The organism is Myxococcus sp. AB056 (genome assembly GCF_006547365.1).
GTDB classification, from domain to species: domain Bacteria; phylum Myxococcota; class Myxococcia; order Myxococcales; family Myxococcaceae; genus Myxococcus; species Myxococcus virescens.
Genome location: NZ_VHLB01000004.1, coordinates 14,721 through 28,938 on the forward strand (window position 1 = coordinate 14,721; position 14,218 = coordinate 28,938).

The window sequence follows — 14,218 nt, forward strand, 5'->3', positions numbered from 1 at the left end:
GGCCCCCCGGCCAGGCCCCCCGTGCTTCGAGCCCCGCTCCGTGCTGGAGCGTGATGTCCTGTCCTATTGCGCGTGGCGTGCCACACACGGGTCCCGGTGGGCCCACCTGGGCGTCCCAAGTCTTTCCAATGGGTTATGGATTCGGGTGCCCTGTTCACGGGGCTGTGCGGGGTGGTGACAACTGTCATCACCGGTGACAACCGTCATCACCGGGACGGCTCCCAGGTGGTGACTCTTGTCACCGGTGGCCCATCCCGGGCGGGGCACGTGACACCTTGGCAACGGCGGGGCGGGGCTTGCTTCCCGCGCGCGGGCCTACAGCCCTCCGCGCAGCTCCAGCTCGCTCCACAGCGCGCCGTCGCGCTCCCGTAGCAGGAAGGCGAGGCGCCCCTGGTGGAAGCCCCGAATGGGGGCCTCCGGATCCGGGAAGCCGGGGGGCAGCGCCCAATCCGCCGGCTGGAGGCTGCTCGCGGGGACGGGGCGCTCGCGGCGCAGCTCGCCCACCTCCGCGTCCGTGAGCGTCCGCACGCGGGCCCAGGGCAACAGGTCGCGTCCGTGCAGCCACACCCGCTGCTCCGGCTCCGGGTCCTCCCACGGGCCAATCGCCGTGCGCCGCAGGGTGGACAGGTGCGCCCCGCAGCCCAGCGCGCGCCCCACGTCGCGGGCCAGCGAGCGCACGTAGTAGCCCCCACGGCAGCTCAGCCACAGGCGGCTGGCGCGCGGCAGGTCATGGGACAGCCAGCGCGCGGCGTGCAGGTACACGCGCGAGGGCGGCAGCTCCACGGCTTCTCCCCGATGCGCCTTCCGGTAGGCGGGCTCGCCCCCCACCTTCTTCGCGCTGGTGGCCGGAGGCACCTGCTCCCGCCAGCCCACAAAGGACGTGAGCGCCGCGTCCAGGGCCCCGGGCGTCAGCGCCGCCGTGTCTCCCTGGAGGACGGGCCGGCCGTGCAGGTCCCCCGTGTCCGTCTCCGTGCCCCAGACGACCTCGGCCTCGTAGACCTTGGGCACGGCGTGCAGCAGCTCGAACAGGCGCGGCGCCTGCCCCACCAGCACCAGCAGCAGCCCTTCCGCGAAGGGGTCCAACGTCCCGCCGTGGCACACCGGTATCCGCTTGCCCGGCTGCGCGGCCTTCGCCTCCTCCATGAACCGCTGCACCACCGAGAAGCTCGTGGCGCCCACCGGCTTGTGGACCCGGTAGATGCCCGGACTCAGTTTCCCTCCCACCGCGACCCTCCTGTGGCCTCCCACCCTACCCCGGCCGGGAGTGCGGTGGCGGAAGGAGGAACTCCCGCCATGTCCGCAATGAAAGACAATTCATGTCGTGCGCCGGGGCGCCGCGCGCTCGCAAGCCCAGGACCATTTCCCGCCCAAAAAACAAGCAACGGCCGCATTGCCCGTCCTTTGGCATTCACCTGGCAATCATCTCGAATCGGGAACGCCATGACAGGCGTATGCCTGCGTGCAGGTGCAGGACGGCCATCCCCGCAGTGCCTCGCATTTCCCCATGAGGTGTCTCCATGACGTCCCCGCTTCGCCCGGGCTGGGTCCTGCTGTCCGCCCTGACCCTGCTGCTGTCCGCCACCACCGGCTGTGATGACGACCCGCCTCCGCCCGTTCCCGACGCGGGCCAGCAGCCCACGGACTCCGGCACGGACGCGGGTTCCGAGGACGCGGGGCCCGAGGCGCCCTGGGATGGGGGCTACACCGTGCTGGACGACCCCGGTGACTGGATTGACCGGGGAGCGTTCTCCGCGTGCCGGTTCACCGTGGAGAACCCCAGCCTCGAGGCCTGCGCGGATCCAGCGAACTTCGACATGTCGTCCTGCAACGCGGACCAGCTCGCCGCGGTGGAGCAACACGGCATCTATGTGGGCGACGGTCGGTCGGAAAGGCGGCTCGCGGATGGGGGAACGTCCGTCACGCCGGGCAGCGCCGCCTTCCAGCTCTTCGCGGATGGGGGAACCGACAAGGTGTTGGGCCTTCCCGTCACCACGCGGAAGACGACCGGCGGCACCTTCTTCCTCTCCGGCAGACAGTCGAATCCCTACACCGGGGAGCGCGTCGTCTCGCTGGCGGGCTGTGAGACGCCCAGGCCCGACGTCATCACCGGCTGCTATGTCCGTTGCACGGAGACGCCCCGGTCCTCCACCCGGAGCACGGGCACCTTCGAGGCCGAGCGGGCGGAACGGCGCGGCGAAGCCGAGTCGTCCGGTGGGATGCGGCTCGTCGCCGAGTCCTTCGTGGACCTGGGCGTACCGGTGGATGTCTACGTCACCCACGGCCACGCCTATGTGGTGTCCGCCAACCGGGCAGGCCGCTTCGGCGGGCTCACCGTCTTCGACGTGAGCGACCCGGCACATCCCTTCTTCAAGGCCTCCATCAGCCTGCCGGGCGACTCGTATTGGAACGGTGTGTGGGCGAAGGGCGACGTGCTGTATGTCGCCAGCGCCGACACCGGCGTCTCCGTTTTCGACATCTCCAACCCGGGGTCACCGGAGTTCATCCGCAGCCTGCCGGACAACGGCTCCTCCAACGTGCACACCGTCCTGGTGGATGGGGACCGTCTGTATGCGTCCGACATCACCGACTTCGTGGGCAGCACTCGCGTCTACGACATCAGCGCGCCGCTGGCGCCCGTCCTGCGGCAGGTCATCACCCTGCCCGAGAGCTCGTCGCTCGGCGGGCCCCATGACTTCTTCGCGTACGAGGGCCGCCTCTATCTCAGCAATGCGTATGGCGGTTACTCCATCGTGGACGTCACCGACCTGGAGAACGTGCGCCACCTGGGCCAATACATCTACCCGGGGTTCGGTGGCTTCGCGCACCACAGCGCGGTGGGCACCTTCGCGGGCCGCACCATCGCCTTCGAGGGCGGCGAGTTTCCGGGTTCGCACCTGCGCGTGCTGGATGTCACCGACCCGGCGAACATCGTGAAGATTGGCGAGCACCGCATGCGGTACTCCACCTCCATCCACAACATGATTCTCAAGGGCGAGCGGCTGTACGTCGCCTGGTATCACGAGGGCGTGCGCGTGCTGGACGTGGCCAACCCCACCCAGCCCCGGCAGGTGGCGCACTTCAACACCTTCAGGGAGACAGACCCGCACCGGACGGACGGCGCCTTCGAAGGCGCCATTGGCATCCGCGTGCCCGGGGATGGGTACGTCTACGTCGTCGACACGTCGCGCGGGCTGCTCATCTTCAACGAGCCGTGAGCCAGCAGGGGGCGTCACTTTGCGGCGCTCGCGATGGCTTCTATGCTGAAACACAGGGCGCCCGCGAAACGATGCGGGCGCCCCTTCTCCTCCTCCAGAGGCTGCACCTCATGTCTGTTCGTGCCGCGCGCCCGCTGCTGGCGCTTGTTTGCGCCGTTTCGTTGTCCGCCTGCTCCTCCTCGGAGCCCACGCCACCGGAGCCCACGCTACCGACCTATAACGGCCCCTGGGAGGTGCTTCCGGAGCTGGGGGAATGGGTGGACCCCGGAGCCTTCGAGTCTTGTCCCGCGCAGACGTCCCAGGCGGCGTGCAACGCGCCGGAGACACTGGTGATGCCAGACTGTGACTTCGGCTCGCTCGCGGGCCTGGAGCGGCAGGGCGCCATCTACCGCGCGGAAATCCGGTACGAGACCCAGGTGCAGCCCGGCACCGTACGAGTCCTCCCGGAGAACGGTGGTTTCCAGTTCGATGCCTCGGGCCAGCCCATGTCCATCATGGGACGCAAGCCCCATGCAGCCACCATGAATGGCGAGCGGTTCTTCATTTCCTCCGAACCCACGAGCCAAACCGGGCTCCAAGACCGCTACACGTTCATCGGCTGTCACGCCCAGGGGCCACGGAGCCTCACCGGCTGCGTTCTCTGGTGCCGAGGCAGCACCCTGCGCCATAGCGGTAGCTTCCGCGCCGAGCGCATGACGTGGCGAGAGGGCGAGCCCGAGTCCGCCAACCTCCAGCTCCTGTCCGAAATGCCCGTGGGCCTGGACACGCCTGTGGACGTGTATGTCACCCATGGCCACGCCTATGTCGTGGCCATCGACCGGCGAGGCGTCGGCGGCGGCCTCGCCGTCTTCAACGTGAGCAATCCCTACATTCCCGTCCAGCAGACGGTCATCCGATTCGGCCATAGCGACTACTGGAATGCCGTGTGGGCTCGAGACAATGCGCTCTACGTCGGCAGCGCTCGCTCCGGCCTGCTCGTGTTCGACCTGGCCGACCCGCGGTTGCCCGCCTTCGTGCGCAACCACCCCAGCGGTGGCAGCCCAGTCGACGTGCACACCCTCTTCGTGGATGGAAACCGGCTCTATGCCATGTCGCCATCCCACAAGCAGACGCTCATCTTCGACATCACCCAACCGCTGGAGCCTCAGCTCCTCACTCGCTTCACGTATCCCAGAAGTGTGGGCTATCCGCATGACGCCTTCGCGTATGAGGGGCGCCTCTACATCAACCACCTCGACGATGGCTTCCTCATCGCAGGGCTGGACGGCGAGACACCGGAGTTGCTCGGCCGCTACACCTATCCCCATGTCTTCAGCCACGCCAACGCGGTGGGTACCTTCAATGGCCGCACCGTGGCCTTCGAGGGCGGCGAGACGATGGGCGCCCATATCCGCGTGCTGGACGTCACCGACCCGGCGAACATCGTGAAGATTGGTGAGTACCGCCTGCGCGGCCTCACCTCCGTCCACAACATGCTGCTGGTGGGCACGCGGCTCTACGTCGCGTACTACCATGAGGGCGTGCGCGTCCTGGACGTGTCCAACCCCTCGCAGCCTCGCGAAATCGCGCACTACAACACCTTCCGGGAGTCAGACCGGAACCGCACAGACAAGCTGACCGACGGCGCCATCGGCATCCGCGTGCCGGGAGACGGCCGCATCTATGTGGTGGACACGTCGCGCGGGCTGCTCATCTTCAACGAGCCGTGAGCCCTGGGACTCACGCCTCGATGCGGTTGCGGCCGTTCTCCTTCGCGCGCAGCAACCGCGCGTCCGCGGTCCGCAGCAGCGACTCCACCGTGTCGCCGTCCCCCGGCGACACCGCGATGCCCGCGCTGAAGGTGACGTGGAAGGGCTCGCCGGTGTCGCCGTCGAAGGTCATGTCCGACAGCTCCGCCGCGGTACGAGCGAGGATTTCCGAGGCACTGCCCGCGCTCTCCCCCAAGAGCCCCACCACGAACTCCTCGCCGCCCCAACGGCCGCGCACGTCCTCGCGGCGGAAGCGCGCGCCCAGCAACCGGCCCAACCACATCAACACGCGGTCTCCCGCCAGGTGGCCGTAGCGGTCATTCACCCGCTTGAAGTGGTCCACGTCCAGGAAGCACAAGGCCAGCGGCTTTCCCTGGCGCCGTGACTCGGCCAGCCGGGCGCGGAGCCCGTCCAGGAAGGGCCGGCGCAGCAGCAGGCCCGTCAGCCCATCCCGCTCCGCCCGCTCGCGAGACAGGCGCGTGCGCTCCAACCGAGCCTGCACGCGCGCTCGCAACTCCTCGCGCAGCACCGGCTTGGAGAGGTAGTCATCCGCCCCTGCCTGGAAGGCCGCCAGCCGGAACTCCAGCCCCAGGTGCGCGGTAATCAGCAGCACCGGCAGCTCCTGCCACTCCGGCGTGGAGCGCAGAATGCGGCACAGGTCGAAGCCGCTGGGCCCCGGCATCTGCACGTCCAGCAGCAACAGGTCCGGCCGGTGCTGCGCCAGCGCCTCCATCAGCCCGTGCGCGTCGTTCAGCCCCACCACCTCAATCTGGTCGCTGGCGAGGGCCTGCGTCAGCGCGGCGATGGCGTCCAGGTCGTCATCCACCACCATCACCCGCGCGCGCTCCGGGCGGCGCGCCGCCACCATGCGCTCGGCCGCGGCGGAGAAGTCCCCCACGGTGAAGGGTCGTGGCAGGAAGAGGGACGCCCCCGCGTGCGCCGCCGCCACCCGTTCCTCCAGCACGTCCCGGGCACCCGTGACGGCCAGCGGCAGCACGGGCAGGCTCTCCTCCGCGCGCAGCGCATGCGCCACGGCCAGGCCACCCAGTGGACCGCCCAGGTCCAGGTGGACCAGCACGCCATCCACCCACTGCCGCCGCGCCACCTCACACGCCGCGTCCGCCGTGCGCGCCGTCACCACGCCCACGCCCACCTGGCGCCCCATGCGCTCCGCTTCGGCCAGCAGCTTCGCGTCCTCATCCACCACCAGCAGCACGCCCTCGGAGGACTGCGGCGGCGCGGCGGCGGGCTTCACCGGAACGGAGGCCGCGGCGGCCAGCGTGCGGAAGGATGCGTCCAGCGCCGCCACATCCACGGGCGCCCCAGCCCGGGCCGGCAAGAGCACCGCCTCCAACTGGCCCGCTCGGATGCTCACCTCCGCGAAGCCGTAGCTGCCCGCGGTTCCGTGCAACTTGTGGACAACCGTGTAGGCCTCCTCCAGCGCCGCCGCGTCACCCCCGCGCCCGCGAACGAGCAGCGCCTCCAGTGCCGCCACCTTCTCCTTCAGCCGGGCGCCGTACTCCGCGTTGAGCGCCGCGAGGCTGGCGGCCAGGTCGTCCACCTCCACCTCCACCTCCACGTCCTCCGCCTCCTCCAGCGCCTCGGGCGGTGGCGGATGCGGCAGGGCGGGCGCGGGGAAGAGCTGGTTCACCCAGACGAGCAGCTCCTCCGGCTTGTAGGGCTTGTGGATGATGCGCACCACGCCCAGTTGCCGCGTGAGCAGCTCGTGGCTCTTCAAGTCCTTCCAGAAGGCCGAGGCGAAGAGGATGGGCAGCTTGGGCTGCGTCTTGCGCAGCTCGCGGATGAAGTCCGCGCCCGTCATCCCCGGCAGCAGACCGTCCACGATGGCGGCGTCCACCGGCACGCGCGCGAGCACGGCCTGCGCCTCCGCCGCGCTGCGCGCGGGCTCCACGCGGTAGCCCTTCTCACGCAGGAAGGTGCCCACCAGGGACTGCAAATCCTTGTCGTCCTCCAGGAACAGGAGCGTCCTGCTGCTCATGAGAGGTGTGCCTTTCTCGCCAGCAGGCCGTTGAGGAGGTCACGCACGGAGGAGACCAGCTCCTCTTCCGACGCGCGCGACTTGGTGAAGTGCCGGGTGATGCCCAGGGTGAGCTGCCGCTCATCCATGCGCGTCAAATCCCGGCCCGTGAAGACGATGAGCGGCGTGGCGCGGCCCTTGCCTTGACGGAGGATGTCGACGACCTCGAAGCCGTCCAGGCGCGGCAGGCCAACGTCCAGGACGATGAGGTCCGGTGTCGTCTCGCGCGCGAGCTCCACCGCGCTCTCGCCGTCCGCCGCCTCGAACACTTGCACGCCCAGCCGCTCCATCTGCGCGCACAGCGTGCGCCGCGTGCTGGCGTCGTCATCCACCACCAGCACGCGCGCCTGGCCCGGCTGCCGGGTGGCGTAGCGCAGCGACTTGAGCAGCCGTGACTCTTCCAACGGCCGGGGCATCCAGTCCACCCAGTGCGGAACGCCCTCCGCGTCCTCCGAGCGGCCAGACAGCGCCAGCACGGGCAACTCGTGCGTGCGCGGCTGTTCGCGCAGACGCCGCACCCAGTCCAGCGCGTGCCCTTCCGGAAGCCGCATGTCCACCACCAGCGCGTCCGGCAGGGCCGTGTCCAGATGCTTCGCCGCCTCGATGAGGCTGGTGGCGCGCACCACGCGGTAGCCTTCGTGCGCGAGGAGCCCGCCCAGCAGCGACGCCAGCTCCGCGTCCGCGGTGGTCACCAGCACCTCATGGCGGGACGCGTCCTTGGGGAAGACGGGCGGCGGCATGACGGACGCGGGCCGGGCCGACTCCAGCGTGAAGGTGAAGGTGGAGCCCCGGCCCTCCTCGCTCTCCACGGTGATGCGGCTGCCGTGCTGCTCCACGATGGCCTGCGAGATGGCCAGCCCCAGCCCCGTGCCTCCCTTGGAGCGCGTGTCCGAGCTGTCCAGTTGCTGGAAGCGGCCGAAGAGGCGCGCACGCTGCTCCTGGGAGATGCCGGGGCCCTGGTCCACCACACTGAAACGCACCCGCCCGTCCGCCTCTTCCCCCACGCGCACCGTCACTCCCGCGCCCTGCGGGGAGAACTTCACCGCGTTGGACACCAGGTTGGTGAGCACCTGCACCAGCCGGTCCCGGTCCGCCTTCACCTGCGGCGTGCCCGTCACCTCGGCGTGGAGCGAGACACCCGCGCCATCCGCCATGCCCCGGACGCTCGCGAAGGTGGACTCCACCAGGTCCGAGCATTCCGGCGTGGAGACCTTCAGCTCCAGCTTGCCCGCCTCCATCTTCTCCAGGTCGAGGATGTCGTTGATGAGGCGGATGAGGCGTTCGGTGTTGGTGCGGGCGATGCGCACCATGTCCAGCGCCTGGGGCGGAATATCGCCCACGATGCCACCCTCCAGCAGGCCCAGGGAGCCGCGGATGGAGGTAAGCGGCGTGCGCAGCTCATGGCTGACGGTGGAGATGAACTCGTTCTTCATCCGCTCCACCGCCTTGCGCTCGGTGATGTCGCGCACGAAGACGGTGTAGCGAGGCGGACCTTCTCCGGGCACGCGGACGATGGTCAGCTCCGCGGGGAAGGTGCTGCCATCCCTGCGCAGGCACGGGGACTCCAACCGCGTGGCCTGCCCCGACGCGGTGTTCCGCCCCGCGGCCAGCACCTTCTGACGGGCACCGTCCGGCAGCTCCGCCGGGAGCGCCACGGAGAGGAAGTCGCGGCCCACCACGTCCGCGGCGCCCACCTGGAAGGTCTTCTGCGCCGAGGGGTTCAGCTCCAGCAAGTCCCCGCCGCCGTCCAGCAGCAGGATGCCGTCCGGAGAGGCCTCCAGAATCGCGGCCTTGCGTGCCTCGCTGGCGCGCAGCCCGTCGTTGGCGGCGGACAGGGCACGGGTGCGCTCCTCCACGCGCCGCTCCAAGTCCGTGTTGAGCGCGGCCAGGTCGGCGGTGGCGCGCGACAGCCGCACCATCACCACCAGCACGTAGGCCACCAGCGCCAGGGAGACGATGAAGAAGATGATGCGCGAGCGCTCGTTGCGCGCCTGCGTGCGCTCGTAGAGCTCCAGGTAGGTGTTGATGAGGCGCTCCGCCCGCGTGCTGACGGTGCCCTCCAACAGGGCCTGGACGGCCGCGTCCGCCGCTTCCTTCTCACCCCGCGCGTCCGCGGCGCGGGCTCGCTCCAGCAGCGCGGCACTCTCCTCCAGCGCGCTGACGAACAGGTCCAGCGCCGCGTTCATCGTGCGCCGGTCCATGGCGGACAGGAAGGAGGGGAACTGTCGCAGCGCGTCCGCGCGGGCCCTCAGCGCGGCGAAGTCCTCCGGGTCCGAGCCATGGAGCGTGCGCAGGCCCATGCGTTCGCGCAGCACATCCATCTCCAAATCACCGCTGGCCACGCGCAGGTGCCGCAGCGCGCTGCGGTAGCGGTCATTGTCGGAGGTGGCCCACGGACGGCCCATGGCGAACAGGCCGCACAAAAGCAGCAGCGCGCCCGCCGCCAACACGCCCGAGCGACGGGAGAGGCGAAGCCCCTGACTCACCCTGGCACCAGCTCGCGAATCTCCTGGGGCAACGTCATCGGGTCGAAGGGCTTCCCGATGACGCCCAGCGCGCCCAGCTCCAGGTAGCGGGCGACCTCCTGCTTCTGGATTTTCGCCGTCATGAAGATGATGGGCGTGTGCGCCGTGGACGCCTCGGCGCGCAGCCGGCCGAAGGTGGTGGGCCCGTCCATGCCCGGCATCATCACGTCCAGCAAGATGAGGTCGGGCTTCTCCGTGCGGGCCTTCTCCAGGGCCTCCGCCCCAGACGCGGCGAGCACCGTCTGCCATCCCCCCACACGGCTGAGGCTGAGATTGCCGATGGTGCGGATGTCATCTTCATCGTCAACGAGCATCACCTTGCGAAGGGTCGTCATGGCTGAGGCCGGACTCTACCAGGGCGGCTGTGCCCGGAAGCGGGCGCACCGGCGTCAGGGATTGGCCCGTCTCGTGGAACAGTCCGTTACCGGCCACCTGGCGATGCAGCGGTGGAGACGTGGTCCCCGCGCAGAGAGGGCGCTACGGCACGCCCGTGAGCACGCGCCCGTCGTACACCCGGATGAAGCCCCCGTCCTGGTCCCAAGTGGCGCTGAAGCCACCGGTCACCACGACATGACCTCCCGGGGTGAGCGCGAGGCCGCTGATACGGACCGGGCCTCCGCCCCCAGTGCTCCCCTCGACGTAGGTCACCGGGCCGAGCGCGCGGGTCGTGAGGTTCATCGCCGCGAACCAGCCTCGACCAATCTCCGTTCCGCCTTCGAGGAGTTCGTGCCCGCCGACGAGCAGCGTGCCGGAGGGCGAGAAGGTCTGCAGGGTGACCACGCCCGGCACGTTCGAGACCGCCGCGTTCCACTGCGTCATCCCGTTCGCACCAATCCACCGCTGGGTGAAGCCCTCGGTGGTTCCGTCCCCGGGGGAGAGGGTGCTCGTCGCGCCCTCGGCGTTGACGGCGAAGAGGTTCCCGATGTCCTGAGTCTCCCACCGGATGGCGCCCTCGGCGCTGTACTTCCGCAAGTAGGACTTCACGAACACCGACTGCCCGGACGTCGCGTCCCGGTTGTGCACGCTGCCGGCCAGATAGACCTCGCCCTGGGCATTCACCGCCAGGCCCCAGCTGTAGTTGAACTGGCCCTCATTGAAGAGCAGGCTCCAGCGCTCGGCAGCCTGCGGCGAGACGGCGATGAGCTTGAGTTGACGCGCGATTTCATGGTTGCCCAGGCTCAACAGCACGTAGACGTGCCCGCTGGCGCTCACCGCGAGCTCGGGCCAGCTGGGATTCTCGACAGCCACCAACGCGGTCCACAGCACCTGCCCGCTCGGGTCGTACCGGGTCACCCGCCCGGAGGAGTCCACCACGTAGGCATTGCTCGCGCCATCCAGGGCCATCGCCACCCCGTCGCTCAGGGAGACCGACCAGTGCACCTCCCCGGTGCTGCTGAGCCGCTGCAACTGCCCGGCCTCCAGGACGACGATGTCACCACCGGCCGAAACCGCCACGCTCCGCGGATGAGCGCCCCGCCGCGCCTCCCACCGCAGGAGGGAATCGAGCGCCTCCAGGGAGACGACCTTCGTCCCGTCGATGACGAGCGAGCAGCCGCCGCCCGCCACCACGACGCAGTCTCCGCCCCAGGTCGGAATCCCCGCCGGCGCGGTCCGGAGGGTCACCTGCGCCTTGCGGACAGGCACCTTGCACGGCTCGCCGCAGAACCAGCCTTCCTCCTCGGCCACCACGTGCGCTCCGTCACCGGGCAGGCTCCGCACCTCCACATAGCCGACGCCCATGCCCTTGAGGACCGCGCTGTCCACGTCGGGAGCGCCCGCCACCTCGAGGCGGCCCTCGCTCGGCCCCGCCAGCCGGGGCGAGAACCGCACCCGCACCTCGCACTCCATGCCCGCGTCGAGGAAGCGCTCGCAGGTGTTGGCGGCGATGGTGAACCCGCTGCCCTCCACCTTGACGGACACGGACTCCACCGCCGACGGAGACGCATTGCGAATGGTGACGAGATGCTCGGGGGAGACCTGGCCCACCTCCTGCTCACCGAAGTCGACCGTCTCCCGGTCGATGATGAGCACGGCCGGCTTCCGTTCGTCGTCGGAGCACGCGGCGGAAAGGACAGACGCGCTGAGCAGCAGGGAGAGCAAAGGCTTGCGAAGCATGCGCGGCCTTCTAGGTGAGCCCCTGTCCGCGTGACAAGTGACTCCCCCTGGACCCACCTCGAGTGGAGCCCGCACGGACGGTGCGCCTGTGTCTGTCATTGGGCGTCGCCTGGCTCCGCCACGCAGTGCCCCTGCTTGCAGCGGGGCACGAAGGATGGGTAGGCACACTGGCCGGTGCTGGCGCAGAGGGGAGACTCGGTGCAGTAGCGCAGCACCTCCTCGGCGGCCCGCGTCGCGAACTCCGCGCGGCTGGCGGTGTTCACCATCGCCGGGGGGCACTCCCCATAGCCCGTGCACCGGCCGTTGACGGTGACGGCCACGCAGTCACTGTCCTGCTGGCAGCTGTCGCGCTCCGCGCGCAGGCTCTCCAGCGCGCAGTGCACCGTCTTCAGGCGCGGGCAGTTGTAGTCCTCGTTGGCGCACCCGGGATACGTGTACGTCTCCTGGGGATGCAGGGGCAGTGTGCCTTCCGCGGACTCAGTCCCATCCGCACGGCAGCCCAGCCACAACCCCACGAACAACAGCAACGCCAGCTTGCGCATCCGCATCTCCATCTGTGTCGTCGACCCCGGCCCCGCATCCTCACCAGAAGGGGCCGCGTCTCCAATCGAAGGTTGCCGGGTGCGTTGGATTGCCACGCCCCAGCCTGAACGGTTGTTCAAGGCGCGCACCCGTCGCGGCACCCACGGAACAGCCAAGACGACGAACGGGAGCGCCCCTGCGCACCTTGGCGGGTCCAGCGCGGAAGGCGAGCGGGCGGACGGGCGGACGGGTGGACGTAGCGGCCCCCCAGGAAGGCGTTCGACCGTGAGCCGCCAGAAAGACGCCTGTTCGTTGACTCCTGGCGGCTCCAGACTCCTTGTGACGCGGTGGACGCATCCGCGCTGTCGACTCAATCCACCCGGGCCGGGGTACGGAGGAGACACATTTGGGTGGGGCTGAGACAGCCGGAGACGCGCGCTACCAGGAGCTGTTCAACGGAGCGGATGTCTCCCTCTGGGAAGAGGACTTCACCGCCGTTTCGGCCGCGCTCGATGACCTGCGTGCCTCCGGCGTCCAGGACCTGCGTGCCTGGCTCGCGGCGCATCCCGGGTTCGTGATGGAGGCCGCGGAGTGGGTGAAGGTCGTGGATGTGAACGAGGCCACGGTACGCCTGCTCGAAGCGCGCACCCGGGATGAGGTGCTTCGCACCTTGTCCCTGTCCCGGTCCCACATCTTCGTTCCGGAGACGTCGAAGGCCTTCACCGCCGAGCTCCTCCTGTTCTGGGACGGCGGCACGCGGCTGGAGTTGGAGACCGAGCTCCAGACCCTGGGGGGCCGCCGCATCGAGGTGATGCTCACCCTCACCCGGCCTTCGAGGGAGCGGAGCGACCGGGTCTTCGTCACCCTGCGGGAGGTCACCGCGCAGAGGGCGTCCCAATGGGCGCGCCAGGAGAGCGAGGCCCGCTTCCGGAACATGGCGGACCACGCGCCAGTGATGCTGTGGGTGACGGACGCCACCGGCCGCTGCATCTATCTCAGCCGGACCTGGTACGAGTTCACCGGACAGACGGAGGCAGAAGGCCTGGGCTTCGGCTGGCTCAAGGCCGTGCATCCCGACGACTCCGAGCGTTCAGGGACGGTGTTCCTCGGCGCCAACGCGCGGCGCAGCCCCTTCCGGCTCGACTACCGGCTGCGGCGCAAGGATGGTGAGTACCGGTGGGCCATCGACTCGGCCAGCCCCCGCTTCGGGCTGAACGGCGAGTTCCTGGGCTACATCGGCTCCGTCATCGACATCTCCGAGCGGAAGCAGGCCGAACAGGAGCGCGAGCGGCTGCTGGCCGCCATGGACGAGGCCATCCGGCTGCGCGACGAGTTCCTCACCGTGGCCAGCCACGAGCTCAAGACGCCGCTGACGCCGCTCAGCTTGAAGCTGCAGACGCTGGCACGGGCCACCCAGGAGCAGCGCGGACCTGAGCTGCTGGAGCGGCTGCCCGCGGACCTGGAGGTCATGCAGCGGCAGGTGAAGCGGCTGTCGACGCTGGTGGGTGAGCTGCTGGACGTGACGCTCATCAGCAGCGGTCATCTGCGCCTGGAGCTGGAGCCGGTGGACCTGGGAGCGCTGGTCCAAGAGGTGGCCGCGCGCTTCGAGGGTGAGTCCCAGCGCACCGGGACGCCCATCCACGCGGAGCTGGACGAGGTGGTGGTGGGCCGATGGGACCGGGCGCGACTGGAGCAGGCGGTGGCGAACCTCCTCTCCAACGCCCTCAAGTACGGCGTGGGTCACCCCGTCCACCTACAGGTCGGCAGGACGGCGGAGCACGCCTGGTTCAGCGTCCGTGACGAAGGCATTGGCATTCCCCCCGAGGCGGTGGGCCGCATCTTCGAGAAGTTCGAGCGCGCCGTCTCCGAGCGACACTACGGCGGACTGGGACTGGGGCTGTACGTCACGCGGCAGAACGTCCAGGCCATGGGTGGAACCATCGACGTGCGAAGCACGCTGGGCCAGGGCGCCACCTTCACCGTGCGCCTGCCCTGCCAGATGTCCAGCGTGAACGCGGCGCGGGAAAAGGCGTCATGAAGCGCTCCCACGCCGTG

At 69.6% G+C, this 14,218-nt stretch carries 9 protein-coding genes; 3 read left to right on the forward strand and 6 right to left on the reverse strand.

The genetic code is table 11. From position 1 onward, the window contains the following. Nucleotides 1-315: 315 nt before the first annotated feature. Nucleotides 316-1,224 (reverse strand): tRNA pseudouridine(55) synthase TruB, encoded by a 909-nt coding sequence (gene truB / locus FMP39_RS02900; RefSeq protein WP_141588499.1) that lies wholly within the window; start codon nucleotides 1,222-1,224, stop codon nucleotides 316-318. A gap of 293 nt (nucleotides 1,225-1,517) precedes the next feature. Here truB and FMP39_RS02905 point away from each other — a divergent pair, with 293 nt between their 5' ends. Then, nucleotides 1,518-3,215 carry an LVIVD repeat-containing protein gene (locus tag FMP39_RS02905; RefSeq protein ID WP_141588500.1) on the forward strand — a complete coding sequence of 566 codons (1,698 nt, stop codon included), beginning with the start codon at nucleotides 1,518-1,520 and terminating at the stop codon, nucleotides 3,213-3,215. Between the two features lie 71 nt (nucleotides 3,216-3,286). Next, nucleotides 3,287-4,924 (forward strand): hypothetical protein, encoded by a 1,638-nt coding sequence (locus tag FMP39_RS02910; RefSeq protein WP_141588501.1) that lies wholly within the window; start codon nucleotides 3,287-3,289, stop codon nucleotides 4,922-4,924. Between the two features lie 10 nt (nucleotides 4,925-4,934). On the opposite strand, the gene FMP39_RS02915 is transcribed toward FMP39_RS02910, so the two are convergent. The 5 genes from FMP39_RS02915 to FMP39_RS37310 form a co-directional block, all read right to left on the reverse strand. Further along, the gene (locus tag FMP39_RS02915) at nucleotides 4,935-6,962 is read right to left on the reverse strand and encodes a response regulator (protein ID WP_141588502.1); all 2,028 of its coding nucleotides are present in this window, start codon (nucleotides 6,960-6,962) and stop codon (nucleotides 4,935-4,937) included. Next, nucleotides 6,959-9,487, reverse strand: a complete 2,529-nt coding sequence (locus tag FMP39_RS02920; RefSeq protein ID WP_141588503.1) for an ATP-binding protein — start codon at nucleotides 9,485-9,487, stop codon at nucleotides 6,959-6,961. The genes FMP39_RS02915 and FMP39_RS02920 overlap by 4 nt, the downstream gene beginning before the upstream one ends. Continuing rightward, nucleotides 9,484-9,861: a response regulator gene (locus FMP39_RS02925; protein ID WP_141588504.1), complete on the reverse strand. Its 378-nt coding sequence runs from the start codon at nucleotides 9,859-9,861 to the stop codon at nucleotides 9,484-9,486. Before FMP39_RS02925 ends, FMP39_RS02920 begins: the two co-directional genes overlap by 4 nt. Before the next feature lie 142 nt (nucleotides 9,862-10,003). Further along, on the reverse strand, nucleotides 10,004-11,641 hold the full coding sequence (locus tag FMP39_RS02930) for a PQQ-binding-like beta-propeller repeat protein (protein WP_194858210.1): 1,638 nt from the start codon (nucleotides 11,639-11,641) through the stop codon (nucleotides 10,004-10,006). Between the two features lie 95 nt (nucleotides 11,642-11,736). Further along, nucleotides 11,737-12,183, reverse strand: a complete 447-nt coding sequence (locus tag FMP39_RS37310) for a hypothetical protein (RefSeq protein WP_194858211.1) — start codon at nucleotides 12,181-12,183, stop codon at nucleotides 11,737-11,739. A gap of 386 nt (nucleotides 12,184-12,569) precedes the next feature. On the opposite strand from FMP39_RS37310, the gene FMP39_RS02935 reads away from it, so the two are divergent. Next, nucleotides 12,570-14,201: a PAS domain-containing sensor histidine kinase gene (locus FMP39_RS02935; RefSeq protein WP_141588505.1), complete on the forward strand. Its 1,632-nt coding sequence runs from the start codon at nucleotides 12,570-12,572 to the stop codon at nucleotides 14,199-14,201. Nucleotides 14,202-14,218 lie beyond the last annotated feature (17 nt).